Genomic DNA, 24,810 nt, shown 5'->3' with positions numbered 1-24,810 from the left:
CGCGCATTTTCCGCCGCCGCGTCAGTTTCCGGCGCTTTCCATCTTTCGCGTCTTCAGGACACGCTCCAGCCAGCCGATCTCCATTTCCGGAACCGACTTCAGAAGCAGGTCGGTATAGTCGTCGAAGGGTGGCGATAGCACTTTCGACTTCGGCCCGAAGCGCACGAGGCGGCCGCGGTGCATGACCGCGACGCTGTCGGCGATCGCCCGGACGATGGCGATGTCGTGGGTGATAAAGACATAGGAAACAGCGGTTTCCTCCTGAAGCTTCAAAAGCAGATTCAGGATGCCTTCGGCGACCAGCGGGTCGAGCGCCGAGGTCGGTTCGTCGCAGAGGATGAGCTCCGGCTTGGCGGCCAAGGCGCGTGCGATCGCCACGCGCTGCTTCTGCCCGCCGGAAAGTTCGGCCGGATAGCGATCGAGGAAGCGGCTGCCCATCTCGATCTGGTCCAGCAGCTCCTTGACCCGCTCCGTCTTCTTCTGGCCGTGCATGCTGAAGTAGAAGGAGAGCGGACGGCCGACGATGTCGCGCACCGTCTGGCGCGGGTTCATCGCCGTGTCGGCCATCTGGTAGATCATCTGGATGCGCCGGAGCTCGTCATTGCTGCGGCTCTTCAAGGCCCGCGGCAGTTCCTTGCCCTCGAAGGAGATGCGCCCCTCGGTCGGCGGCAAGAGGCCGGTGATGACGCGGGCAAGGGTGGATTTGCCCGAGCCGCTTTCGCCGACGATCGCCAGCGTCTGCCCCTTCGGCAGGTGCATCGAGACATCGTGCAGCACCTTGAAGCCATTGGCATAGCCGGCGCTGATATGCTCGATCTTCAACTGGGCCCCGGTCTGGTCGTTTGCCTCGTCGCGCTTGGTCTGCCGCACGCTGACGAGCGCACGGGTATAGTCTTCCCGCGGCGCCTCGATCACCTGCTTGGTGCTGCCATATTCCACCGTCTTGCCGTGGCGCAGCACCATGATGTCGTCGGAGATCTGGGCGACCACCGCGAGATCGTGGGTGATATAGAGCGCCGCCGTATGGGTCTCCTCGATCGCGTGCTTGATCGCGGCCAGCACGTCGATCTGGGTCGTGACGTCGAGCGCGGTCGTCGGCTCGTCGAAGACGATCAGCTCCGGATTGGGGCAGAGCGCCATGGCGGTCATGGCGCGCTGGAGCTGGCCGCCGGAGACCTGATGCGGATAGCGGTCGCCGAAGGTTTCCGGATTGGGCAGACCCAGCACCCGGAAGAGATAGAGCGCCCGCTTCTTTGCCTCCTCGCGGCTCATGATGCCGTGGCGGAGCGATGCCTCGATCACCTGGTCGCCGAGCCGGTGGGCCGGGTTGAAGGCGGCCGCGGCCGACTGCGCGACGTAGCAGACGCGGGCGCCGCGGATCGAGCGGATGCCGTTCTTTTCGAGCGTCAGGATGTCCTTGCCGTCGAGCAGGACCTGGCCGCCGGTGATGCGCACGCCGCCGCGGCCATAGGCGAGCGCCGAAAGGCCGATCGTCGACTTGCCGGCGCCGGATTCGCCGATGAGACCGAGCACCTTGCCCTTCTCGACATCGAAGGACACGCCCTCGACGAGGGTGACGACCTTGGGCGGTTCGCCCGGCGGGTAGCTGGTCGCTTCGATCTTGAGGTTCTTGACGGAGAGCAACTCAGGCATCGCCGCGTCCTCCCTTGAGGCTGGAGGTTCTCTTCATCAGCCAGTCGACCACGAGGTTGACGCAGATTGCGAGCGTGGCGATCGCCGCCCCCGGGATCAGCGCCGCCGAGATGCCGAAGATGATGCCGTCCTTGTTGTCCTTGACCATGCCGCCCCAGTCGGCGGCCGGCGGCTGGATGCCGAGGCCGAGGAAGGAGAGGGTGGAAAGGAACAGGATCGAGAAGGCGAAGCGCAGGCCGAACTCGGCCAAGAGCGGCGACAGCGTGTTCGGCAGGATCTCGCGGAAGATGATCCAGAGCGAGCCTTCGCCGCGCAGCCTTGCGGCCTCGACGAACTCCATGACCGCGACATCGAGCGCAACGGCGCGGCCGATGCGGAAGACGCGGGTGGAATCGAGCACCGCCATGACGAGGATCAGGATCCACAGATGCTGCGGCAACACGGCGAGAACGACGAGGGCGAAAATCAGCGTCGGGATCGCCATCATCAGGTCGTTGAAGCGGGAGAAGAGCTGATCGGTGAAGCCGCCGACGACGGCGGCCGTGAAGCTCAAAAGCATGCCCAGCGAGAAGGAGAGCACGGTTGCCGCCAGCGCCACGAAGATGGTGGTGCGGGCGCCGTAGATCAGACGCGAGAGCAGGTCGCGGCCGAGATTGTCGGTGCCGAGCAGGAAATCACCGCCGGCGGGAAGCCAGATGTCGCCGACCACGTCGCGCTCGCCGAAGGGGGCGATGACCGGTGCGAAGACGGCACAGAAGATCGCAATCGCGATGCCGGCGATGCCGACCCAGGCGCTCAAGGGGATGGATCTCAGGTTCATCGCGGGTGCCTCAGTCTCGGATTGGCAATGATCGCCAGAATGTCGGCCGCCATGTTGAGGAAGATGTAGAAGGCCGCGAAGATCAGGCCGCAGGCCTGGACGACCGGCATGTCGCGCACGGTCACCGCATCCACCATGTATTGCCCCATGCCAGGATAGACGAAGACGACTTCGACCACGACCACGCCGACGACGAGATAGGCGAGGTTGAGCGCGATGACGTTGATGACGGGCGCCACCGCATTGGGGGCTGCGTGCCGCGCGATGATGCGGAACATGCTGAGACCCTTCAACTCCGCCGTCTCAACATAGGCCGACGACATGACGTTGAGAATCGCCGCCCGGGTCATGCGCATCATGTGGGCGAGCACGACGAGAACGAGGGTCGCGACGGGAAGCGCGATCGCCGAAAGACGTTCGGCGAAGCTCATGCTGTCGTAGACGGTCGCGGGGAAGGTCGCGATGCCGTATTTGACGGCGAAGAACATGATCAGCAGATAGCCGACGAAGAACTCCGGCAGCGAGATGGCCGCGAGCGAGATGACGTTGATGATCTTGTCGGGCAGCCGGTTGCGGAACTGCACCGCCAGCATGCCGAGGCCGACGGCGAGCGGCACGGATATGAGCGCTGCGAAGAAGGCGAGGAACAGCGAGTTGCCGAGGCGCTTGCCGATCTGTTCGCCGACCGAGTTCTTGCTCGCCCAGGACGTGCCGAAATCACCTCGCACGGCGCCGCCGAGCCAGGAGACGTAGCGCTCGGTCCAGGGCTTGTCGAGGCCGAGGTCCTTGCGGATGTTTTCGACCGCCTGCGGCGTTGCCGACTGGCCGAGATAGGTGGTGGCGAAGTCGCCGGGAAGCGCCTCGATGCCGCCGAAGATCATCAGCGATACGGCGAAGAGCAGGCCGACGCTCAAGCCGAGGCGCTGCAGGATCAGCGCCGCGAGAGGGCGACGGAAGGTGAAGCGCCGCCAGAAGGTGCCGGCGATTTCACCATCGGCGGCAGGGTTGGGTTTTGCTGGTACTCCGGTAAGTTCGGCAGACCGCGGATGCGATGCATCCGCGGTCCCATCCGTCGGAACCGGACCAGTGAGCGGTCCGCTTTCCATCATCATGCGTCCAGCCACACTCGGGTCGCGACATAGCCGTTCGACATGTCGTTGCCGATATCGTGCACGTAGCCCTTCACCTGCTTGGTGGCGGCGTTCACGAAGTCGTTGAACATCGGCAGGATCAGGCCGCCTTCGTCACGCACCATCATGGCCATGGTGCGGTACATGTCCTTGCGCTTGGCCTCGTCGAGTTCCGAGCGGGCCTCGAGCAGGATCTTGTCGAAATCCGGACGCTTGAAGCGGGTGTCGTTCCAGTCGGCCGTCGAAAGATAGGCGGTGGAGTACATCTGGTCCTGCGTCGGACGGCCGCCCCAGTAGGAAGTGGAGAAGGGCTGCACGTTCCAGACGTTCGTCCAGTAGCCGTCGCCCGGCTCGCGCTTGACCTCGATCTCGATGCCCGCCTTCTTGGCGCTTTCCTGGTAGAGCACGGCTGCATCGACCGCGCCGGGGAAGGCGACGTCGGAGGTGCGTAAGAGCACCGGACCGCTGTGGCCGGACTTCTTGTAGTGGAAGGCCGCCTTGTCCGGATCGTAGACGCGCTGCTCGATGCCTTCCGGGAAGAGGGCATAGGTGTCGTTGATCGGGAAGTCGTTGCCGACCTTGCCGTAGCCGCCGAGGATGCGCTGGACCATGGTTTCGCGGTCCATCGCGTATTTCAGCGCCATGCGCAGGTCGTTGTTGTCGAAGGGCGCGGTGTTGCAGTGCATGATGAACACGTAGTGGCCGCGGCCGGACGTGTTCAGGATCTCGACTGTCGGCGCCTTCTTCAGAAGGCTGACGGTCTTCGGATCGACGCGGTTGATGTAATGCACCTGGCCGGAGGAGAGGGCGGCGATGCGGGCGGTCGCATCGTTCATGGCGATCAGTTCGACCGAGTCCACATAGCCGCGGTCGGTGCGCCAGTCGTCGGCATTCTTCTCGAAGGTGGCGCGAACGCCGGGCTCGAAACTCGTCACCTTGTAGGGACCGGTGCCGATCATCGCGTCGGGCGCGTCGACGCCGCCGCCCGGCTGGATGATGAGATGGTAGTCGGAAAGAAGCAGCGGCAGGTCGGCATTGCCTTCCGTCAGCACCAGCACCAGCTTGTCGCCGTCGGCCTTGATCTCCTTGATCGACTTCATCACGCCGAGTGCGCCGGATTCCGACTTTTCGTCGGTATGGCGCTGCAGCGTCTTGATGACGTCGTCGAGCGTCAGTTCCTTGCCGTCATGGAACTTCACGCCCTTGCGGATGGCGAAGGTCCAGGTCGAGGCGTCGGCCGACGGCTCCCAGGATTCGGCAAGCGCCGGCACCGGCGCGCCGGTCGTCGGATGGCTTTCGACCAGCATGTCGCCCCAGTTGCGGCCGACGACGAACATGAATTGCGAAAGCGCCTTGGCCGGGTCCTTCGAGTCGGTCGCAGCCGCACCTTCGAGACCGAGTTTCAGATGGCCGCCGCGCTTCGGCTCCTGCGCCGCCGCGCTAGTCGCAAACAGCGTGCCGGCCGTCGAGGCGAGAATGCCGGCCGCAGCCGCGCGGCCGAGAAACTCGCGCCGGTTCATCTTGCCGAGCATGACCTGTCGTGTGAGGTAATCCTTGTAATCGCTCATTCCCCTGTTCCCTTCTCTGTCGGCATTCGCCGTTCGTTGTGGTTGGTTAGAGATTGCTGCGTACAGCCATTGTATCGATGGCTTCGGATCGGCCCAAAGCGGCCGTTTCTTGTTCTTTTGGTGGCTTGTTCTCCTTCCGTCAGCCGGGGCGTCCTTCGTTCAGATCGATAAGCGTAATCTCTGGAACTCTTCTTGTAACGCCCTAAATTACAATTTATTTCCATAAGCTTGGCTTATGGAGGCGTGTTTCGTTGCGCACGGTCTCGTCCGCGCGTCCTGCCACGTCATGCTGCCGGTCGCCCGGCTCTGTTGCCTGCGCCGCCATGCCTGGCGGCGTCTGTTCAAAGCGGCGGAAAACCGCACAGATTCATCCGCCTTCAGCGGCCCTTCCAGACCGGGTCGCGCTTCTCGGCGAAGGCGCGCACACCTTCCAGCTGGTCTTCGCTCGAATAGAGGATGTCGACCGTCTTCAGCTGCCGTTTGGTGATCTTGTTCATGGTCGTCTGGAAAGCCTCGCCTTCGGCGTTGCGAACCACTTCCTTGATCGCGGCGTAAACCAGCGGCGGTCCGCTTTCGAGCAGGCGGGCGAGCTCCCAGGCGCGTTCCATAAGCTTGCTCAATGGCAGGATCTCGTTGACGAAGCCCCAGCGGTTGGCCTCGGCCGCATCGAGCCAACGGCCGGTCAAAAGCATGTCCATGGCGATGTGGTAGGGGATGCGCTTCGGCAGCTTGATCGAGGCGGCATCGGCGACGGTGCCGGAGCGGATTTCGGGCAGCGCGAAGGTCGCGTGCTCGGCGGCAAGGATCATGTCGGTCGACAGCGCGATCTCGAGGCCGCCGCCGCAGCAGATGCCGTTGATGGCGGCAATGATCGGCTTGTTGAGATCGCGCAGCTCCTGCATGCCGCCGAAACCGCCGACGCCATAATCACCGTCGACCGCATCACCGCCGGCGGCGGCCTTCAGGTCCCATCCCGGGCAGAAGAATTTTTCGCCCGCCCCGGTGATGATCGCGACGCGCAACGTGTCGTCGTCGCGGAAGTCGCGAAAGATCTCGCCCATCACCCGGCTGGTCGCAAGGTCGATGGCATTGGCCTTTGGCCGGTCGATGGTGACTTCGAGAATGCCGCCTTCGCGGCGTGTGCGGATCGGTCCGGTCATGGGTCATTTCCTCCGGCGGATCAGGGCGTCGGCAGCAACGGCTCCCTGGCCGTTCGGCAACACCATCAATGGATTGATATCGAGTTCTTCGAGCTTGGAGGCGTTTGAAACGACATAGGATGCCGCCGCCGCGACAGCTTCGATCAGAGCAGCGAAATCAGCGGTCGGGCCGCCGCGATAGCCGTCCAGGAGCCTGCGGATCTTCAGGCCGTCGATCGCCTCGCGGATCGCTTCCGGCGTCGTCGGCAGCGTCAGGATGGCGGAATCATCGAGCAGTTCCACGAGGATGCCGCCGGCGCCGATCGTCAGAACCGGTCCGGCGACGGGATCGCGCATGGCGCCGATGATGAGCTCGGCGACGGGCTTGCCCACCATCTTCTCGACGAGGTAGCCCGAGGCGACACCGGCCATGGCGGTTGCCGCCGCAAGGACCTCCTGGCGACTTGCGAGGTTGAGCTTCACCGCGCCCGCTTCGGTCTTGTGGGCGACGCCGAGGCCCTTGAGCACGACGGGGAAACCAAGAGCTTCGGCCGCCGCTGCGGCCTCCTCGGCGGTCGCGGCCGTCCTGCCCTCGGGTACTCTCAGACCCGAAGCGGCAAGCTCCACCTTGGCCTCATGCTCACTGAGCGTGATCGCGTCCCCGGCGGCGATACCGCCGCCGTCGAGCAGGCGGGGCGCAGCGGGTTTCTTCCAGGCGGCGCCGATGTCGGCGGCCGTCTCGATCGCATCCAGCGCCTCCTCGATACCGAAGAAGGGCACGATGCCCGCCTTCATCAGGAAAAGCGCCGTCGCCTCGGGCATGTTCTCGCCGAGGCTGGCGACGATGCCGGCGCGCGCACCCGTCGTTCTTGCCGCCTCGATTACCGCTTGGCAGGTGGTCTCCCAGTCGGCGGCGTCGCAGCGGTCGAGCCGCGGGAAATCGAGCACGATGAGGTTGATCGCATAACCGCCCTTCATCATGGCGGCAAACGCGGTCGCCTGCTTCTCGCGGTTGCCCCAGACGAAGGTGTGGTAGTCGAGCGGGTTGGCGATCGTCACCATCTCGCCGAGCGCGTCCTTGAGCGGCTTGCGCTGGTCGTCGCGCAGCGCCCGGTAATTCACCCGGTAGCGCTCGCCGGCGTCCGCCATCAGCGAGGCCTCGCCGCCGGAGCAGCTCATCGAGGAAATGTCGCGGCTGTCGAGGGGGCCTGCAACATGAAGCAGCTTCAACGTTTCGAGAAGTGCCGGCAGCGTATCGACGCGGCCGATGCCGAGGCGGGCAAGCAGTGCGGAGGAGACGCGGTCGTTGCCGGCAAGCGAGGCGGTGTGCGACACCGTCGCAAGCTGGGCGGCTTCGGATTTGCCGACCTTGAGTGTCACCACCGGCTTGCCGAGTTCGCGCGCCCGGGTCGCCAGCCGCTCGAGCGCTGCAACGCTGTCGAAGCCTTCGATATGCAAGCCGACGGCGGTGACGCGCGGATCTTCCAGCACGGCGCAGGCGATGTCGGAAAGGCCGGTCTGCGCCTGGTTGCCCGCGGTCATGACATAGGCGAGCGGCAGGCCGCGCGTCTGCATCGAGATGTTGCAGGCGATGTTGGAGGATTGCGTCAGGATCGCGACACCCTTCTCGACGCGCAGCATGCCATGCTGGTCCGGCCAGAGCAGGGCGCCATCGAGCATGTTGATGAAGCCGTAGCAATTGGGCCCGACGATCGGCATGTCGCCGGCAGCGGCGACCAGCGCCTCCTGCAGGTCGTTGCCGTCGTCGAGCTCGCTTGCCGCCTCGCGGAAGCCGGAGGCATAGCAGACGGCGCCGCCGGCGCCGCGGGCGGTGAGATCGCGGATGATGTCGATCGTCAGTTGCCGGTTGACACCGACGAAGGAGGCATCCGGCGCTGCGGGCAGTTCCGCCACGGAGCGGTAGCACTTGCGGCCGAGGATCTCGGCCTCGCGCGGGTGCACCGGCCAGATCTCGCCGGAAAAACCCATCTTGTCACATTGTTCGATGACGCGCCTGGCTTCCTTGCCGCCGAAGACGGCGATGGAGCGCGGGCGGATCAGACGGTCGAGGGAGCGCGTCATGCGGCGCCTCCCGCCGGAGCGCGCGTCGAGGGCGTGGCGGATACCCCCCTCTGCCCTGCCGGGCATCTCCCCCACAAGGGGGGAGATTGGGTGAGGCGCGATCCGCGCCAATCATTGAAGGTTGGGGGATGAGTGGCGCGCTCACATGGAACCGGGGTTGCCTCTTGCCGATCTCTCCCCTTGTGGGGGAGATGCCCGGCAGGGCAGAGGGGGGTAACTTCCGTAAACGCTCCCATCCCGTCACGCCCCCAACGGCCGCAGCAGGTCGCGGCTGATGATGTGGCGCTGGATTTCGGAGGTGCCGTCCCAGATGCGCTCGACGCGGGCGTCGCGCCAGAAGCGGGCGAGCGGCAGGTCGTCCATCAGGCCCATGCCGCCGAAGATCTGGATCGCCTCGTCGGTGACACGGGCGAGCATTTCGGTGGCGAAGACCTTGGCGGATGCGATCTCGCGGTTTGATGGCAGGCCGTTGTCGAGCCGCCAGGCGGCAGATAACGTCAGGAGGTCGGCGGCGTCGATGTCGGTGATCATGTCGGCGAGCTTGAAGGAAACGCCCTGGTTGGCGCCGATCGGCTTGCCGAACTGCTTGCGTTCGGCCGCGTAGTTCAGCGCATAGTCGAAGGCGCGCCGTGCCCGGCCGACCGAGGTCGCCGCCACCGTCAGGCGGGTAGCGTAGAGCCAGTCGTTGGCGAGGTCGAAGCCCTTGTGCACCTCGCCGAGGATCTGTGCGGAGGGCAGGCGGCAATCATCGAAGGTCAGGATGCAGTTGTTGTAGCCGCGGTGCGAGACGGAATTGTAACCCTTGCGGATCTCGAAACCGGGCGTACCGCGATCGACGAGGAAGCAGGTGATCTTCTTCTTGGGCCCACGCGGCGTATCCTCTTCGCCCGTGGCGATGAAGACGATGACGAAGTCGGCGATGTCGGCATGGCTGATGAAGTGCTTGGTGCCGTTGACGATCCAGTCGTCACCGTCCTTGCGGGCGAAGCATTTCATGCCACGTACGTCGGAGCCTGCATCCGGCTCGGTCATGGCAAGCGCATCGAACTTCTCGCCCTTGACGGCTGGAATCAGATACTTCTCGCGCTGCTCGGCATTGCAGCCCATCAGGATGCCCGAGGGGCGGCCGAAGAAGACGGTGAGGCCCATGGAGCCACGCCCGAGCTCGCGCTCGACCAGCGTGAAGGAGGTGTGGTCCAGGCCGGCGCCGCCGACTTCTTCCGGAAAATTGCAGCCGAAGAAACCGATCTCCTTGCACTTGCGGGCGATTTCCTGGCCGAGCTCGCGCGGCACCACGCCGGTGCGCTCGACCTCGTCCTCATGCGGATAGATTTCCGTTTCGACGAAGCTCCTGACCGTATCGACGATCATCTGCTGTTCTTCGGTCAGTGCGAAATTCATTGTGTTGTTCCCCTCGTTTTCGCGCCGCTGACGTCCGTGCCGGAGCCTCGACCCACCTCCTCAAGCGGGCCTCGGCTGCGGTTTGCGGTTGCGCCGTCGGGGCGGCGAAACTGCCTGTTGATGGTCTGCCGCTGTTGCGGTCAGGCGCGCTTCTGGCCGACGAAGCGTCCGACGCCTTCCGGGGCCGGCAGCTTCGCATGCGCTTCGGTGAGCGCACGGAGCTTGCTCAGCACGTGTTGCGGCGCCGGTACCGACTTGCCGGCCTTGCTGTCGACATGCAGCGCCATCTGTTCGGCGGTCGCGACGGCTTCGTTGGTCTGCGCATTGTAGATCGTCGAGAAGATGTGCAGGCGCTTCTCGTCGGAGGAGAGCACCTGGCAGGTCGAATAGAGCGCGTCGCCGAGCTTGGCCTCGCCGAGGTTCCGGATATGGGTCTCGACGGTGTAGTAGCTGTGGCCGTCGCGCACATAATCGAGATCGACGCCGATCAGGCGCAAGAGGCCGTCGGTCGTGTCGCCGAAGACCTGGAGATAGCGATGCTCGGTCATGTGGCCGTTATAGTCGACCCAGGCGGCACTCACCTTGGTGTCGACGATGCGCAGCGGCTTGACGTCGCCGAGATCGGCTTCCGGCTTCTTGGCGTTGGCCCAGAGCCTGGCCTCGAAATCGGCAAGCAGCTTGCCGGCGCCCCAGCCTTCGCCGCCATTGCCGGCTTTCAGCGCATGCATGATGCCGACGAGGTTCTCGTCGCGGATGCGCTCGAGCTCGCGGATCGAGCGGCCGGCAGCCTGTGCGTCCGACTGGGCGCCGATCTTTTCGACCAGCGCGTCGTCGAGGTCGACGACATCGGTGAACTTCGTCCAGGGCCATTTGAGGCAGGGGCCGAACTGGGCGAGGAAGTGGCGCATGCCGGCTTCGCCGCCGGCGATGCGATAGGTCTCGAACAGGCCCATCTGTGCCCAGCGCATGCCGAAGGAATAACGCATGACGTTGTCGAGCGTTTCGGTATCGCAGATGTCGTCCTGGATCAGCCACAGCGCCTCGCGCCAGAGCGCTTCGAGCAGGCGGTCGCCGACGAAGGCCTCGATCTCCTTGGCGATGACGACGCCCTTCATGCCGATCTGCTCGACGCCCTGCATGGCGCGCTCGATCGTCGCCTTCGTCGTCTTCTTGCCGCCGACGAGCTCGACGAGCGGCAGCAGGTAGACGGGATTGTAGGGATGCGCCACGAACATGCGCTCGGGATGGTGCATCTCGGATTGCAGGTCGGAGGGCAGCAGGCCCGAGGTGGAGGAGCCGATCAGCGCATCGGCCCGTGCGGCCGCATCGATCTTGGTGATGACGCCGCGCTTCAGCTCAAGCCGCTCCGGCACGCTTTCCTGAATCCAGTCAGCATCTTGAACGGCTTCTTCGATGCTCTTGCAGAATGTCAGTTTGCCCTTCGGCGGCAAAGGCGCCATGGTCAGCATCGCATAGGCGCGCTCGGCATTCGCCATGACCTCGCCGATGATGCGCTCGGCTTCCGGATGCGGGTCGAAGATCTTCACATCGATGCCGGCGAGCGCGAAGCGCGCCACCCAGGCGCCGCCGATAACGCCACCGCCGACGCAGGCTGCTTTGGTGATAAAGCTCATGGTCCCGTCCTCGCTCAGCGCTTCGTCAGCTTCAGTTTCTTGCGGACTTCATCGGGGCCGATGATCTTGGCGCCCATGCCCTCGATGACGCCCACGGCTTTCTCGACGAGCTGGCCGTTGGTCGCGAGCTGGCCCTTGCCGATATAGAGGTTGTCTTCGAGGCCGACGCGGACGTTGCCGCCGGCAAGGATCGCCGCTGCCGGATAGGCGAGCGCGTTGCGGCCGATGGAGAAGGCTGAGAAGGTCCAGTTATCAGGCACGTTGTTGACCATGGCCATGAAGGTGTTGAGGTCGTCCGGCGCGCCCCATGGAATACCCATGCAGAGCTGGATCAGCACCGGATCCTCGATCAGGCCTTCCTCGACGAGCTGCTTGGCAAACCACAGGTGGCCGGTATCGAAGGCTTCGATCTCGGGGCGGACGCCAAGCGCCGTCATCTGGCGGGCCATTTCTCTCAGCATCGACGGCGTGTTGGTCATGACGTAATCGCCGAGCGAGAAGTTCATGGTGCCGCAGTCGAGCGTGCAGATTTCCGGCAGGCATTGAGCCACATGGGCGACGCGCTCGGTGGCGCCGGCCATGTCGGTGAATTTTTCGTTGACCGGGAAGGGGCTCTCGACATTGCCGAAGACGAGGTCGCCGCCCATGCCGGCGGTCAGGTTCAGCACCATGTCGACATCGGCGGAGCGGATGCGATCGGTCACTTCCTTGTAGAGATCGAGCCTGCGGGAAGGCGCTCCGGTCTCCGGATCGCGGACGTGGCAGTGGACCACGGCAGCGCCGGCCTTGGCCGCCTCGACCGCCGCTTCGGCGATCTGTTTCGGCGTGATCGGAACATGGCTGGACTTTGAAACGGTGTCTCCCGAGCCGGTGACGGCACAGGTGATGAATACCTCGCGGTTCATGCTGAGCGGCATTGCTGTCTCCCTTTTATTGACCCCATTACGAGCCAAGAAAGACCGGGTTGCTTTTCATTATCGGCTCTATCTTATACATTATCGGCGGCAGGGTGGAGAAGTTTGGGCATGGATCAGAACGTTTCGCAGGTGCAGCACGTCGATATCCTGGTGCTGCCGGAGACCAATCTGATCCTTGTCGCTTCCGTGATCGAGCCGATGCGTGCCGCCAACCGCATCGCCGGGCGTCCGCTCTACGACTGGACGATCTACAGCCCCGATGGCGCGCCGATCGAAACGAAGAGCGGCATACCCATTCCGGTCGCGGGCATCTTCCGGCCGCAGCGCGAAACCTCGCCGCTCTTCATCCTGTCGAGCTACAACTGGCAGCGCAGCGCCACCTCGCAGCTGAAGATGCTGCTTTCGCAGACTGCCCGGCACCGGGCGCTGATGGCAGGGATCGAATCGGGCTCCTGGCTGCTCGCCGAAACCAGCCTGCTCGACAATTTCAAGGCGACCACCCACTGGGAGGATTTCGAGGATTTCACCGCTGCTTACCCGCAGGTGACGATGGTGCGCGAGCGCTTCGTCATCGACGGCAAGCGCATCACGACAGGCGGCTCGCTGCCGACGCTCGACCTGATGCTGGAGCTCATTCGCCGGGCGCACGGTTATTCGCTGGCACTCGAGGTTTCGCGGCTCTTCATCTACGAGCAGGAGCGCACCCGCGGCGACCTCCTGCAGATGCCGGCGATCGGCAACATGCGCATCCTCGATCCGCGCGTCGGTGCTGCCGTCAAGCTGATGGAGGAAACGGTGGAGGCGCCCCTGACGCTGGCACGGCTCGCCCGCCGGATCGGTGTCAGCACGCGCCACCTGCAGGATCTCTTTCGCGACACGATGGGGGTGGCGCCGCACGAGCACTACTTGGCGCTCCGTCTCAACGCCGCCCGGCGCAAGGTGATCGAGACGCGCCTGGAGTTTGCCGACATTGCGGCGATCTCCGGCTTCAATTCGTCCTCCTCCTTCTCCCGCAGCTACCGGGCGCATTATCGCGAAAGCCCGAGCGAAACCCGCAGACGGCTGAAGCTGAAGACTTGAGGCCGCACTTCATGAAGTGATTCAAGAAGGCGGATTTGTAGATTCGTTTCAGGCGTTTGGCGAGGAAAGGTCGGAAAGTGATTCCGTCGAGGACGGCCGTTCCGAGGCCTGTGCCGGCGCTCGCGTCATCGAAACCATCAACTCGCCGATCTCGCCGGCAAAAGTCCCTCGCGGCCAGACGAGTGTCAGGGACTGCCGGTAGGCCGGGCCGAGCCGGATCATGGCGGGCGGGCGGTGCACGCGGGCAAGCGAGGATTCCGGCAGCACCGAGAGATAGCCGTGCTGGCCGACGAGGTTGATGATGACCGGGATGGAGTCGACCTCGACGAGGGTGATGCGCCGCCGTTCGGTCTCGCTGAGCGTGTCGTCGAGGAAACGGGCGGCTTCGCGGCGCAGGCCGCTCCTGACGCTGGGCACGGCGATCGGGCAGGTGGCGAGCAGTCGCGGCAGGTCGCCGCCGAGATCGGACAGCGCTGCCGCGGGGCCCGCCAGCACCAAGGGGGTTTGCGACACCAGCCGTCCGTCGCAATCGGCGGGAATCTCGGCGACATCGAGCAGGGCGGCATCGAAGCGCCGGCTGCGGAGGCCGGCAAGGAGGTCGTCGGCCGTGGTGCTGGAAATGAACAGCGGCTGACGTGGGCGCGTGCGGTGCCAGTTGGCGGTCAGGCTCGCAAGCATGCGGGCGATCTCGCTTTCGGGACCGAGCGGCATGACGGCGCCGAGCCGCCAGGTGGCGACATCACGGCGGAAGCGATCGGCGGAGGCGTGCGTAAGCCGCGCCCATATATCGAGCAGCGCCTCGACGAGCGGAATGATGCGCTCGGCGGTTGCGGTGCAGAGGATGCCGCTGTGGGAGCGCTCGAACAGGCGGCAGCCGAGGTGGCGTTCGAGATCGGCGATCTGCCGGGTCAATTGCGGTTGGCCGAGGCCGAGCACCTTTGCCGTGGCGCGGATGCTGCCGGAGCGGGCGATCCGGACGAAGCGGTCGAGTGCGACGAGGCCGATCGGCGGCACCGGGTCGGCGGGCTCTTTTCCCGCCGCATCGAGGATCACGGCGATCTTCGCCATCGCCTCACGGACAGCGGGCGCGCGGGCGCGGGCCTCCAGCGTCAGCACGATAACAGTTTCCTCCCGCCGGAAGAGCGGCATCGAAACGGCCTGCTCGAACCGTTTGACGGCGGAGCTGACACTCGACGGCGCCCGCCCGCAGCGGGCGGCGGCAGCGCGGATGCCGCCTTCGCTAAGCACCGCATCGACGATTACGATCGTTGCCAGGTCCATTCGGCGGTCCTTCTGGAGCGGAATAAGGAAATCTGTGCGCGGTTTTCCGCCCGCATCCCGCTCTAATTTTAGAATCGATCACGTGCAGCCGCATGCGCCGATGTCATGTTCATAATTCGGCATCAGCCGTTCGAGAATTGGGATATAGCACGAGTGGGCGATAAGCGCATAGCATGCATGAAGCAGCCGGACGCTTGCGAGCGGCGGTTGCGTGAAAATCCAGGCATCCGCGCACATAGCCTCGATGTCGAGGCGCGCCGCGCGGAAAGGTTCGTGTCGGCATGCTGCATCAGGTCAAAAACATCGTTCTCTGTGGGAAACCGCTGGACTTCGCGACGCTCGAGGATATCGGGGCGGGAAGGGTGCGGCCGGTGGCGGACGACGGCGGCATGGAGCGCGTGGCAGCAGCCCACAAGGTGATCGCCGAGCGGATCGCGCTGGGGCTCCCGGTCTATGGCTCCAATACGGGCGTCGGCTCGATGAAGGACCGGCTATGGACCGCTGGCGATCTCGACGAGTTCAATAATTCGCTGGTGCGCGCGCACCACTTCGGCACCGGCGAGTTTTTTGCGCCCGCGATCGTGCGCATGGCGATCGCCATCCGCGTCAATACCGCGATGCGCGGCCATACCGGCTGCAGCCCGGAGCTGCTCCGGGCTTTTCTGGCGCTCTCCGAGCACGACATCATTCCGGCCGTGCGCCGCCATGGCTCGATGGGTTGTGCTGACATCGGCCTGATGGGGCAGATCGCCTCGGTGCTGACCGGCGTCGGCGAGGCCTATTATCAGGGGCGTCTCGTCTCGGCGGAGACGGCGCTTGCCGAGGCCGGCCTGGAACCGTTTGTCATGCAGCCGCGCGACGCGCTGGCAGCACTCAGCGTCAACGCCATCTCCTTTGCCGCGGCCGCCGACGTTCTGCGCGAAGCCGCGGCGGCGATCCGGGTGCTGCTCGTCACCGGCGTGATGTCGTCGCTGGCGCTCGGCGCATCCGCCGATCCGTGGCGGGTGGCGGCGACGCTTTCGACCCGCGGCGAGGCCTTGGTTGGCTCCTGGCTCTATGGCCAATCCGGCATCTCCGACTGGCCGGTGCCGACGGCGATCCACGACCCCTTGAGCCTGCGCATGACGGCCCAGGTCTTCGGCGCGGTCGTCGACACGCTGCTGGTTGCCGCCGGCCGGCTGGTGGAGCAGACCTATCTTTCTGATGACAATCCCGTCGTGCTCGGTGGGCAGGTGCATTCTTCCGGCGCATCGCTGCCTCTGACGACGACGCTCTATATCGAAGCGGCGCAGGTTGCCTTTTCCCATGTGGCGCGCAACGTGCTGAACCGCTGCATCCTGCTGTCGAATGGCGGCCGTCGCAATCTCTCGGTCAACCTGGTGGCGCCCGGTGAAGTGGCGACCGGGCTCGGCCCGCTGATGAAGCTGGCGGTCGAGCTCTACATGCGCGTGCAGTCGCTCGCCTTGCCGCTCTCGGCCCAGTCGATCGTGGTGGCCGGCGGGCTCGAAGAGGAAGCGACTTTCCTGCCACTGATCGTCGAGCGCATGGAAACGCAGGTGCGGGATCTGCGCCAGCTTGCCGCCATCGAGGCGATGCTGTCGGCACAGGCGATCGACCTCGTCGGCGACCAGCCCCAAGGGATCGTCAAGCGCGCCTATGACCAGACCCGGTCGGTCAGCGCGATCTATCTCAAGGACCGGCCGCTTTCGAAGGAGATCGAGGCGCTGCAGGAAGCCTTCACCTGTCACGATCTCTTGCGCTCCTTTGTCGCCACCGCGCCGATGCCGGAGTTCGACGACTTCTTCGCGCTCGGCAAGTGATCGAACACTGATCCAATTGGGAGAGCACCATGTCCGATTTCGATCTTGTTTTGAAAGGCACCGTTGTTCTTCCGCACAGGATCGTTGAAGGCGGCCACGTGGCGGTTCGCGACGGCAAGGTCGTACATGTCGGGCAGGGCGCAGCACCGGCGGCGCGCGAGCGTCATGATCTCGGCAATGCTTTGATCCTGCCCGGCGCCGTCGACGCGCAGGTGCATTCGCTGTCGCAGAAGAACCAGGAGGATTTCGTCTGGTCGACGCGCTCGGCGGCCGCCGGCGGCGTCACCACGATCGTCGACATGCCCTATGACGAGGGCAATCTCGTCTGCTCGGCCGAGGCCGTGCGCCGCAAGATCGACCATGCAGGCCCGCAGGCGCGCGTCGACTTCGCCCTTTATGGCACCGTCGATCCGGAGGAGGGGCCGGCGCGGATCGGCGCGATGGTGGAAGCCGGCGTTGCCGCCTTCAAGTTCTCCACTTTCGGCACCGATCCGAAGCGCTTTCCCCGTATCCCGGCCGCCCTGCTCGAAGACTGTTTCCGCGCGATCGCGCCGACCGGGCTTGCCGCTGGCGTGCACAATGAGGACGACGAAGCGGTGCGGGCCGCGATCGACAAGGTGAAGGCGGCAGGGATTACCGACTACCGCGCCCATGGGCTGTCGCGCCCGCCGCTGACGGAGCTGCTCGCCACCAGCCAGATCTACGAGACGGGAGCCGCCACGGGGTGCCCGGCGCATGTCGTGCATTGCTCGCTCGGCCGCGGCTACGAGATCGCCGCCGCCTATCGCGCCCAGGGCCATAAAGCGACGATCGAGTGCTGCATCCACTACCTGACGCTCGACGAGGAGAACGACGTGCGCCGTCTCGGCGGCAAGGCGAAGATCAACCCGCCGATCCGGTCGCGCGCCGAGGTGGAGAAGCTCTGGCGGCATGTGGCTAACGGCAATGTGACGATGGTTTCGACCGATCATGTGAGCTGGTCGGAAGACCGCAAGACCAATCCGGACATGCTGGCGAATGCGTCGGGTGTGCCAGGGTTGGAGGTCATGGTGCCGCTCTTCGTCATGGGGGCGCTGGAGCGCGGCATTCCGCTGACGCGGGCGGCCGAACTGATGGCGCTCAACCCGGCGCGGCAATTCCGTATCGACCACCAGAAGGGGGCGCTGGAGGCCGGCAAGGACGCCGATATCATCGTCATGACGCCGGAGCCCTATATCTATGACGCCGCCGCAAGCGGTCATAACGTTGTCGGCTGGTCGCCCTATAACGGCATGAGCCTGCCCTGGCGGGTGGCCGCGACCTATCTCCGGGGGCAGCTTGCCTTTGATGGGCGCGCGGTGCTGGCCGAGCCGGGCACCGGCCAGTTCGTCCGGCCGCTTACGACCTTGACCCTGTAGGAGGCGTGATGAGCAAGACTGCCAACGACAAGGTCGCCGCCAATCTGCCTGTCAATGCCGGCCGGATCGCCGGCATCGTCAACGGCCTCGCAGGGATCACCGAGCCGGACCGGCCCTATACGCGCCGCGCCTTCACGCCGCTGTTCCTCGAAGGTCGTGCCTTTCTCGATAGACGTTATCGCGCCGCCGGGCTCGAAACCCGGATCGACGCCGCCGGCAATCTGATCGGCCGGCGCAAGGGGCGCAAATCGGCGCTCGGCACCATCCTCGTCGGCTCCCATTCCGATACGGTGCCGGATGGCGGCCGTTTCGATGGCATCGCCGGCGTGGCCGCGGCGCTCGAAGTGGCGCGGGCGCTCGTGGACAAAGGCATCGAGCTCGATCATGATCTGGAGATCGTCGATTTCCTGGCCGAGGAGGTGTCGGTCTTCGGCGTCTCCTGCGTCGGCAGCCGCGGCATGGCCGGCGTGCTGCCGGATGGCTGGCTGAGCCGCACGCAGGGAGACTTGAGCCTGCGGCAGGGCATCGTCGAAGTGGGAGGCGATCCGTCACGGCTTTCGGGCTCGAAGCGCTCGGACATCAAGGCGTTTCTGGAACTGCACATCGAGCAGGGCCCGGTGCTCGAAACCGGGCGGCTCGATGTCGGCATCGTCACCGCCATCTCCGGCATCACCCGCATCGAGATCATCGTCGAGGGACAGGCGGACCATGCCGGCACGACGCCGATGGGGCATCGCCGCGATGCGCTGGTCGCGGCCTCCCGGCTGGTGCTGGAGATCGAGAGGCTGGCGACGGAATTTTCCGGGGGCGAGGGGCATTTCACCGCGACGGTCGGCGAGTTCTCGATCGAGCCGAATGCCGCCAATGTGGTGCCGTCCCGCGTGCGGCTGCTGATCGATGCGCGCGCCGAGCTGCGCCCGCAGATGGAGCGGTTCCTGACCGCACTCGGGCCGCTTTGCCAGGGCGTTGCCGAGGCATCGGGCGTTACGATCGCGCCTGCCAATGTGATTTCCGACAACCACCCGACGCCGGGCGATGCGCTGTTGCTTTCAACGCTCGAAGAAAGCTGCGATGCGATCGGTGCCAAACACCGGCGCATGGCGTCCGGCGCCGGCCACGACACCGCCTGGATGGGGCGCATCACCCGCTCGGCGATGATCTTCATTCCGTGCCTCGGCGGGCGCTCGCATGCGCCGGAGGAATGGGCCGAAAACGACGATATCGCGCTCGGCGCCGCCGTTCTCTTCGATGCGGTGAAGAGGCTCGACAGGAAACTGCAGGAGAAGGTGTGAGATGGGCCGGATACTGAAGGAGAAGGACGTCGAGGCGGCGGTCAAGGGCGGTTCCGTCTATGCGGCGGGCGGCGGTGGCTGGGCCGACCATGGCCGCATGCTCGGCTATGCCGCGGTCTCGATCGGCAAGCCTGAACTCGTCTCGATCGACGAGCTCGACGCCAACGACTGGGTGGCGACGGCAGCGGCGATCGGCGCGCCGGCCTCGACCACGCCCTGGGAGATGCGTGGCGTCGACTACGTCAAGGCTGTGCAACTGCTGCAGGAGGCGCTCGGCGAGAAGCTTTCGGGCCTGATCATCGGCCAGAACGGCAAGTCCTCGACGCTGAACGGCTGGCTGCCTTCGGCGATCCTCGGCACCAAGGTGGTAGATGCCGTCGGCGACATCCGGGCGCATCCGACGGGCGACATGGGCTCGATCGGTTTAGCCGGTTCGCCCGAGCCGATGATCCAGACGGCGGTCGGCGGCAACCGCGAGGAAAACCGCTACATCGAGCTTGTCGTGCGCGGCGCCACCGCCAAGGTCTCGCCGATCCTGCGCACGGCGTCCGACATGTCCGGCGGCTTCATTGCCTCCTGCCGCAATCCGGTGCGCGCATCCTATGTGAAGGCCAATGCGGCGCTTGGCGGCATCTCGTTGGCGCTGGCTCTAGGCGAGGCGATCATCGCGGCCGAAGCCAAGGGCGGCAGCGCTGTGATCGATGCGATCGTCAAGGCCACCAATGGCGCGATCCTCGCCGAAGGCACGATCACCGACAAATCCGTCGTCTATACCAAGGAAGCCTTCGACATCGGCACGGTGACGCTGGGGCAGGGCGCTGACTCCACGGTATTGCACGTGATGAACGAATATATGGCGGTTGACTCTGCGGAAGGCCGGCGGCTGGCAACCTTCCCCGACGTCATCACTACGCTGTCGCCGGAAGGCGAACCCTTAAGTGTCGGGCAATTGCAGGTCGGCATGAAGATCTTTGTGCTGCATGTGCCGAAGACGGTGATCCCGCTTTCTTCCAGCGTGCTCGACCCGACGGTCTATCCGTCGGTCGAAAAGGCGATGGGCATCGAGCTTGCCCGTTACGCGCTTTCCGGAAATTGATGGGAGCGATGTCATGGCGCGCGATGCAGGACTGGAAGAATTGATCCGGGAAGAACTCGGCGACCGATCCGGGCTTTCGGAGAGAGCGATGTTCGGCGGCTGGGCCTATCTGCTTCACGGCAACCTGCTCCTCGGCGCGCGCGAGGGCTCGCTGCTCGTCAGGCTCGGCAAGGGCAATGACGGCTGGGCGCTCGCACTGCCCGATATCGAGCTGATGGTGATGAACGGGCGGGCGATGCACGGCTGGGTACGTGCAGGAGCCGATGCCTATGGCGACGATGCCCTGCGCAGGCGTCTGATCGACGGCGCAATTGCCTTCGTGGAGACGCTGCCGCCGAAGTGAAAGCTGGCGGCCTGTCCCGCCAAGGAGCGTCGAGGTTTGCCCCTCACCCTAACCCTCTCCCCGCAGGCGGGGAGAGGGGACGTGGCCGCCACAAATGTCGTGTGCGTGGCAAGTGCTGAGCCATTCACTCGGCCATTGCGGGACGCGGAAACGTCACGGTGGCATGGGCGGGCGCAGCAAGCTCAACGCGTCCCCTCTCCCCGCAAGCGGGGAGAGGGTTAGGGTGAGGGGCTGTTGCCACCCGTCGCCATAATTGAGAGGGGCGCCTAACCCCGCCGAGACAACAAAGAGGAACGAGACGATGCCCAAGGCCAATCCCCGTCATCCTGGTTTTCCGATCCCCGGCGGGCCGGAGCTGCGCGCCAAGGGCTGGCGGCAGGAAGCGCTGCTGCGTCTCCTGGAAAACGTGCTTGCGGTCGGCGAGGATCCGGACAATCTCGTGGTCTATGCCGCGCTCGGCAAGGCGGCGCGCAACTGGCCGGCGCATCGCGCCATCGTCAGGTCGCTGATCGAGATGGACGAGGACCAGACGCTCATCATCCAGTCGGGCAAGCCCGTGGGTCTGCTGAAGACCCACGCCAAGGCGCCGCTGGTCATCATGGCCAATTGCAACATTGTCGGCCAATGGGCAAAGGCCGAGGTTTTCTACGAGTTGCAGCGCAAGGGGCTGATCTGCTGGGGCGGGCTGACGGCCGGCGCCTGGCAATATATCGGCAGCCAGGGCGTGATCCAGGGCACCTACGAGATCTTCATGCGCATCGCCGAGCGCCGCTTCGGCGGCGATCTCTCCGGCCGCTTCGTGCTGACGGCCGGCCTTGGCGGTATGGGCGGCGCACAGCCGCTTGCCGGCCGCATGGCGGGGGCGGCGATCCTCTGTGTCGACATCGATGCGGAGCGGGCGAAGAAACGTCGGGAGATCGGCTATCTCCAGGAGATCGCGCCTGATCTCGACGCGGCGCTCTCGATGATCGACGCGGCGGTGAAGGAGAAGCGGGCGCTTTCCGTCGGCCTCGTCGGCAATGCGGCGGAGATCTATCCGGAGATCGCCCGGCGCGAGATCGTGCCCGATGTGGTGACGGACCAGACCTCGGCGCATGATCTCGTCTACGGCTATGTGCCGAAGGGCATGAGCCTCGATCAGGTAAGGGCGCTACGCGATGACGGGCAGGGGCAACTGATGGCGGCAAGCCGCGCCTCGATCGTCGAGCATGTGAAGGCGATGCTCGACTTCCAGCAAAAGGGCGCTGAGGTCTTCGACAACGGCAACCTGATCCGCACCCAGGCGCGCGAGGGCGGCGTCGCCAATGCCTTCGACATCCCGATCTTCACCGAAGCCTATCTGCGCCCGCTCTTTGCCCGCGCCATCGGCCCGTTCCGCTGGATGGCACTGTCGGGCGAAGAGAGCGACATCGCCCGCATCGACGATCTGCTCTTGGAAATGTTCCCGGATAACAAAATCATCACCAACTGGATCAAGCTGGCGCGTGAGCATATCCCCTTTGAGGGCCTGCCGGCGCGCATCGCCTGGCTCGGCCACGGCGAACGCACGGCGCTTGCGCGGCGCGTCAATGAACTGGTTGCGTCCGCCGAGCTCAAGGGTCCCGTTGCGTTTTCCCGCGACCATCTCGACGCCGGCGCCATGGCGCACCCCAACATCATGACCGAGCGGATGAAGGACGGCTCGGATGCGATCGCCGATTGGCCCTTGCTCGACGCCATGCTGCTCTGCTCGTCGATGGCCGATCTCGTCGTGGTGCATTCCGGCGGCGGCGGTTATGCCGGCTACATGACGAGCTGCGGCGTGACGGTCGTCGCCGACGGCACGGCCGCCGCCGACGAGCGCCTCGACCATGCACTCACCAACGACACCGCGCTCGGCGTCATCCGCTATGCCGATGCCGGCTATGACGAGAGTTTCGAGGAGATCGCCGCCAAGGGCATCGGGCATGTGAAGGTGTAGGCCTTGGAGTGGGAGCCTGCGCAGGGGACCACGTTCGCCGCCCTCATCTCTGTGCTTGTCACAGAGATCCAGCAGCGCCGCGTCGGCGGCGCGGGAGACTCTTTCGTTCCGCGGGCGCTATTCACGGCGCGGACGCGCCGTGGCTGGATTTCTGTGACAAGCACAGAAATGAGGGATGAGAGGAAACGCTCTGAGCTCGCAGCGAGGGCCGAGGTCGAGGCTGCGATGGCTCGTTCAACGGGGGAACTCGAGTGGAACGGAAAGCTCCCGCAGATAAGCTGACGATCGTTCCTCCCAACGTTGTCGCTTATCGAGCTCGCGCCGCACGCCACCGTCTTGGTCCGCCGCCTGCCGCACATTACAATGCGCGCTTTGCCGCCCGGAGGCGATCATGACGTCGAGCTTCAATGTGCAAAATGCTGATGGTTACGAGCAACTGATGGGGCGCTGGAGCCGGCAGCTTGCGCCGCTCTTCATCGATTTCGCAGGCATTGCCGATGGTGAGCGGGTGCTGGATGTCGGCTGTGGTACAGGCAGCCTGACCTTTGCGTTGCCGCATGCAGCCAATCTCAGCGAGATTGCCGCAATCGACTTTTCGCCCGTCTTCGTCGAGGCGGCGACCCGGCGCAACACCGATCCCAGGATCCACATCCGGCAGGCTGACGCCTGCGACCTGCCATTTCCGGAGGGCTATTTTGATCGGGCGCTGGCGCTGCTGGTTCTGCATTTCGTGCCGGAAGCCGGAAAGGCGGTCGCCGAAATGCGCCGTGTCGTGCGGCCGGGCGGCGTCGTTGCCGCCGTGGTCTGGGATCACTTGGGCGGCATGTCAGGCATGCGCATGGTGCTCGATACGGCCGCGATGCTGGATGAAGGCGCAGCTCAGGTCCGCAGCCGCTATAGTTTCCAGCCGATGATGCGGCCGGGCGAGATGATGCAGAGTTTTGAGGCGCATGGCCTCGTGGACGTCGAGCAGACCTCGCTCCTGATCCGGATGGACTATCAGTCGTTCGAGGATTTCTGGCAGCCGATCGCTGCGGGCGAGGGACCCTTGGGCAAATATGTCGCCTCGCTGGATCCGGGACTGCGGGCGAAGACCGATGCCGCGGTACGCGCCGCCTATGAGGCCGGCCAGCCTGATGGCCCCCGGTCTTTTGCGGCCGTGGCCTGGGCGTGCCGGGGGACTGTCCCGAAGACCTGACGGCGTTCTGCTACATACGCCAACCTCATCCCTGTGCTTGTCACAGGGATCCAGCGGCGCCGCGTCGGCGGTGCCAGGGACTGCTTCGTTCCGGCGCTCCCAAGAGTCATTCACGGCGCGGACGCGCCGTGGCTGGATTTCTGTGACAAGCACAGAAATGAGGGAGGTCGGAATCTTTGGGCTCGTGAGCACCGCGGATTGGCAGAGCTGTGTTGGCTATCCCTCAACGCCTGACGGTCACACCACCGTCTCGCCGCCATCCACCACAAGGATCTGGCCGGTCATGTAGGACGAGCGATCCGAAACGAGGAAGAGGATCGACTCGGCGATCTCGTCGACGCTTGCCCAGCGGCCGAGCGGCACCTTTTCGCGGATATAGGCTTCGATCGCGCCGCGGCCGCCCATCTGGGCGATGAAGGGCTCGTTGAAGGGTGTGTCGACCCAGCCGGGGCAGAGCGCGTTGACGCGGATGCCGTGGCGGGCGTAGTCGCCGGCCATCTGCTTGGTCATGGCGATGACGGCGTGCTTGGTCGTCGTATAGGCGATCATCTCGCGGTCGTAGAGCACACCTGAGGAGGAGGAGGTGTTGACGATGACGCCGCGGCCGGCGGCCCGCATCGACGGCATGACCAGGCGTGCGGCCATGAAATGGGCGCGCACGTTGAGGTTCCAGGAGCGGTCGAAGCCCGGGATCTCGACCTGTTCCAGATCGCCCGCAACTTGCGCGCCGGCATGGTTGTGCAGGATGTCGATGCGGCCGTGGCGGTAGAGAACATCGGCGATGCCATCGGCGAGCGCTCCGTCATCCGTCACGTCGATGGCGAGTGCCTCGGCGCTGCCGCCCGTGACGGTTATGCCATCGACGGTGGCGGTCGCGGCGGCAAGGCTGCGGTCAACGACGACGACATGGGCGCCCTCGCGCGCCATGATGGCCGCACCCGCCTGACCGATCCCGGAGCCGGCTCCGGTCACGATCGCGACCCGGTCTTTCAGGATCAT

The 24,810-nt window shown here is 65.1% G+C and carries 19 protein-coding genes; 8 read left to right on the top strand and 11 right to left on the bottom strand.

Features of this window, described 5'->3' with window-relative positions:
* Positions 1–21: 21 nt before the first annotated feature.
* The 9 genes from QM996_RS11135 to bcoG all read right to left on the bottom strand — a co-directional run bounded on the left by QM996_RS11135 (position 22) and on the right by bcoG (position 12,344).
* On the bottom strand, positions 22–1,653 hold the full coding sequence (locus QM996_RS11135) for an ABC transporter ATP-binding protein (RefSeq protein WP_500267530.1): 1,632 nt from the start codon (positions 1,651–1,653) through the stop codon (positions 22–24).
* Positions 1,646–2,473 carry an ABC transporter permease gene (locus tag QM996_RS11130; RefSeq protein ID WP_500267529.1) on the bottom strand — a complete coding sequence of 276 codons (828 nt, stop codon included), beginning with the start codon at positions 2,471–2,473 and terminating at the stop codon, positions 1,646–1,648. Before QM996_RS11130 ends, QM996_RS11135 begins: the two co-directional genes overlap by 8 nt.
* A complete protein-coding gene (locus tag QM996_RS11125; RefSeq protein ID WP_500270292.1) occupies positions 2,470–3,582 on the bottom strand; it encodes an ABC transporter permease in 1,113 nt (370 codons plus the stop codon). The genes QM996_RS11130 and QM996_RS11125 overlap by 4 nt, the downstream gene beginning before the upstream one ends.
* Positions 3,582–5,171 (bottom strand): ABC transporter substrate-binding protein, encoded by a 1,590-nt coding sequence (locus QM996_RS11120; RefSeq protein WP_500267528.1) that lies wholly within the window; start codon positions 5,169–5,171, stop codon positions 3,582–3,584. Before QM996_RS11120 ends, QM996_RS11125 begins: the two co-directional genes overlap by 1 nt.
* Before the next feature lie 377 nt (positions 5,172–5,548).
* The gene (locus tag QM996_RS11115; RefSeq protein WP_500267527.1) at positions 5,549–6,331 is read right to left on the bottom strand and encodes a carnitinyl-CoA dehydratase; all 783 of its coding nucleotides are present in this window, start codon (positions 6,329–6,331) and stop codon (positions 5,549–5,551) included.
* Between the two features lie 3 nt (positions 6,332–6,334).
* Positions 6,335–8,392 (bottom strand): acetate--CoA ligase family protein, encoded by a 2,058-nt coding sequence (locus QM996_RS11110; RefSeq protein ID WP_500267526.1) that lies wholly within the window; start codon positions 8,390–8,392, stop codon positions 6,335–6,337.
* A gap of 240 nt (positions 8,393–8,632) precedes the next feature.
* Positions 8,633–9,793 (bottom strand): acyl-CoA dehydrogenase family protein, encoded by a 1,161-nt coding sequence (locus QM996_RS11105; protein WP_500267525.1) that lies wholly within the window; start codon positions 9,791–9,793, stop codon positions 8,633–8,635.
* 140 nt (positions 9,794–9,933) lie between these two features.
* Positions 9,934–11,427 (bottom strand): carnitine 3-dehydrogenase, encoded by a 1,494-nt coding sequence (locus QM996_RS11100; RefSeq protein WP_500267524.1) that lies wholly within the window; start codon positions 11,425–11,427, stop codon positions 9,934–9,936.
* A 14-nt stretch (positions 11,428–11,441) separates the two neighbouring features.
* Complete coding sequence (gene bcoG, locus QM996_RS11095) at positions 11,442–12,344, bottom strand: beta-keto acid cleavage family enzyme (RefSeq protein WP_500267523.1); 903 nt, start codon at positions 12,342–12,344, stop codon at positions 11,442–11,444.
* A gap of 108 nt (positions 12,345–12,452) precedes the next feature.
* Here bcoG and QM996_RS11090 point away from each other — a divergent pair, with 108 nt between their 5' ends.
* Entirely contained in the window at positions 12,453–13,424 is a 972-nt protein-coding gene (locus tag QM996_RS11090; protein WP_500267522.1) for a GlxA family transcriptional regulator, read from the top strand.
* Between the two features lie 48 nt (positions 13,425–13,472).
* Here QM996_RS11090 and QM996_RS11085 read toward each other — a convergent pair whose 3' ends face one another.
* On the bottom strand, positions 13,473–14,705 hold the full coding sequence (locus tag QM996_RS11085) for a LysR family transcriptional regulator (protein ID WP_500267521.1): 1,233 nt from the start codon (positions 14,703–14,705) through the stop codon (positions 13,473–13,475).
* A gap of 281 nt (positions 14,706–14,986) precedes the next feature.
* Here QM996_RS11085 and QM996_RS11080 point away from each other — a divergent pair, with 281 nt between their 5' ends.
* The 7 genes from QM996_RS11080 (at position 14,987) to QM996_RS11050 (ending at position 23,811) form a co-directional block, all read left to right on the top strand.
* Positions 14,987–16,525 (top strand): aromatic amino acid ammonia-lyase, encoded by a 1,539-nt coding sequence (locus QM996_RS11080; protein ID WP_500267520.1) that lies wholly within the window; start codon positions 14,987–14,989, stop codon positions 16,523–16,525.
* Positions 16,526–16,554: 29 nt separating this feature from the next.
* Positions 16,555–17,922 carry a dihydroorotase gene (gene ertD, locus QM996_RS11075; protein ID WP_500267519.1) on the top strand — a complete coding sequence of 456 codons (1,368 nt, stop codon included), beginning with the start codon at positions 16,555–16,557 and terminating at the stop codon, positions 17,920–17,922.
* Positions 17,923–17,930: 8 nt separating this feature from the next.
* A complete protein-coding gene (locus tag QM996_RS11070; RefSeq protein ID WP_500267518.1) occupies positions 17,931–19,214 on the top strand; it encodes a Zn-dependent hydrolase in 1,284 nt (427 codons plus the stop codon).
* A 1-nt stretch (position 19,215) separates the two neighbouring features.
* On the top strand, positions 19,216–20,310 hold the full coding sequence (gene ertC / locus QM996_RS11065; protein ID WP_500267517.1) for an S-methyl thiohydantoin desulfurase family protein: 1,095 nt from the start codon (positions 19,216–19,218) through the stop codon (positions 20,308–20,310).
* 13 nt (positions 20,311–20,323) lie between these two features.
* Positions 20,324–20,653, top strand: a complete 330-nt coding sequence (locus QM996_RS11060; protein WP_500267516.1) for a TfoX/Sxy family protein — start codon at positions 20,324–20,326, stop codon at positions 20,651–20,653.
* Positions 20,654–20,954: 301 nt separating this feature from the next.
* Positions 20,955–22,613 (top strand): urocanate hydratase, encoded by a 1,659-nt coding sequence (gene ertB, locus QM996_RS11055; protein WP_500267515.1) that lies wholly within the window; start codon positions 20,955–20,957, stop codon positions 22,611–22,613.
* Positions 22,614–23,004: 391 nt separating this feature from the next.
* Positions 23,005–23,811: a class I SAM-dependent methyltransferase gene (locus QM996_RS11050; RefSeq protein WP_500267514.1), complete on the top strand. Its 807-nt coding sequence runs from the start codon at positions 23,005–23,007 to the stop codon at positions 23,809–23,811.
* Between the two features lie 237 nt (positions 23,812–24,048).
* Here the strand turns inward: QM996_RS11050 and QM996_RS11045 are convergent, their stop codons facing one another.
* A complete protein-coding gene (locus QM996_RS11045) occupies positions 24,049–24,810 on the bottom strand; it encodes an SDR family NAD(P)-dependent oxidoreductase (protein ID WP_500267513.1) in 762 nt (253 codons plus the stop codon).

It is taken from the genome of Sinorhizobium chiapasense, assembly GCF_045277575.1.
In the GTDB taxonomy this organism is placed as follows: Bacteria; Pseudomonadota; Alphaproteobacteria; order Rhizobiales; family Rhizobiaceae; genus Ensifer; species Ensifer chiapasense_A.
The sequence above is the reverse complement of the archived record's forward strand: the minus strand, read 5'-3'. Positions and strand labels throughout refer to the sequence as shown.

What these genes read in the sequence shown, in the direction of transcription:
- QM996_RS11135 (WP_500267530.1), bottom strand. Translation starts at nt 1,653, where the DNA reads ATGCCTGAGTTGCTCTCCGTCAAGAACCTCAAGATCGAAGCGACCAGC.
- QM996_RS11130 (WP_500267529.1), bottom strand. Translation starts at nt 2,473, where the DNA reads ATGAACCTGAGATCCATCCCCTTGAGCGCCTGGGTCGGCATCGCCGGC.
- QM996_RS11125 (WP_500270292.1), bottom strand. Translation starts at nt 3,582, where the DNA reads ATGATGGAAAGCGGACCGCTCACTGGTCCGGTTCCGACGGATGGGACC.
- QM996_RS11120 (WP_500267528.1), bottom strand. Translation starts at nt 5,171, where the DNA reads ATGAGCGATTACAAGGATTACCTCACACGACAGGTCATGCTCGGCAAG.
- QM996_RS11115 (WP_500267527.1), bottom strand. Translation starts at nt 6,331, where the DNA reads ATGACCGGACCGATCCGCACACGCCGCGAAGGCGGCATTCTCGAAGTC.
- QM996_RS11110 (WP_500267526.1), bottom strand. Translation starts at nt 8,392, where the DNA reads ATGACGCGCTCCCTCGACCGTCTGATCCGCCCGCGCTCCATCGCCGTC.
- QM996_RS11105 (WP_500267525.1), bottom strand. Translation starts at nt 9,793, where the DNA reads ATGAATTTCGCACTGACCGAAGAACAGCAGATGATCGTCGATACGGTC.
- QM996_RS11100 (WP_500267524.1), bottom strand. Translation starts at nt 11,427, where the DNA reads ATGAGCTTTATCACCAAAGCAGCCTGCGTCGGCGGTGGCGTTATCGGC.
- bcoG (WP_500267523.1), bottom strand. Translation starts at nt 12,344, where the DNA reads ATGCCGCTCAGCATGAACCGCGAGGTATTCATCACCTGTGCCGTCACC.
- QM996_RS11090 (WP_500267522.1), top strand. Translation starts at nt 12,453, where the DNA reads ATGGATCAGAACGTTTCGCAGGTGCAGCACGTCGATATCCTGGTGCTG.
- QM996_RS11085 (WP_500267521.1), bottom strand. Translation starts at nt 14,705, where the DNA reads ATGGACCTGGCAACGATCGTAATCGTCGATGCGGTGCTTAGCGAAGGC.
- QM996_RS11080 (WP_500267520.1), top strand. Translation starts at nt 14,987, where the DNA reads ATGCTGCATCAGGTCAAAAACATCGTTCTCTGTGGGAAACCGCTGGAC.
- ertD (WP_500267519.1), top strand. Translation starts at nt 16,555, where the DNA reads ATGTCCGATTTCGATCTTGTTTTGAAAGGCACCGTTGTTCTTCCGCAC.
- QM996_RS11070 (WP_500267518.1), top strand. Translation starts at nt 17,931, where the DNA reads ATGAGCAAGACTGCCAACGACAAGGTCGCCGCCAATCTGCCTGTCAAT.
- ertC (WP_500267517.1), top strand. Translation starts at nt 19,216, where the DNA reads ATGGGCCGGATACTGAAGGAGAAGGACGTCGAGGCGGCGGTCAAGGGC.
- QM996_RS11060 (WP_500267516.1), top strand. Translation starts at nt 20,324, where the DNA reads ATGGCGCGCGATGCAGGACTGGAAGAATTGATCCGGGAAGAACTCGGC.
- ertB (WP_500267515.1), top strand. Translation starts at nt 20,955, where the DNA reads ATGCCCAAGGCCAATCCCCGTCATCCTGGTTTTCCGATCCCCGGCGGG.
- QM996_RS11050 (WP_500267514.1), top strand. Translation starts at nt 23,005, where the DNA reads ATGACGTCGAGCTTCAATGTGCAAAATGCTGATGGTTACGAGCAACTG.
- QM996_RS11045 (WP_500267513.1), bottom strand. Translation starts at nt 24,810, where the DNA reads ATGATCCTGAAAGACCGGGTCGCGATCGTGACCGGAGCCGGCTCCGGG.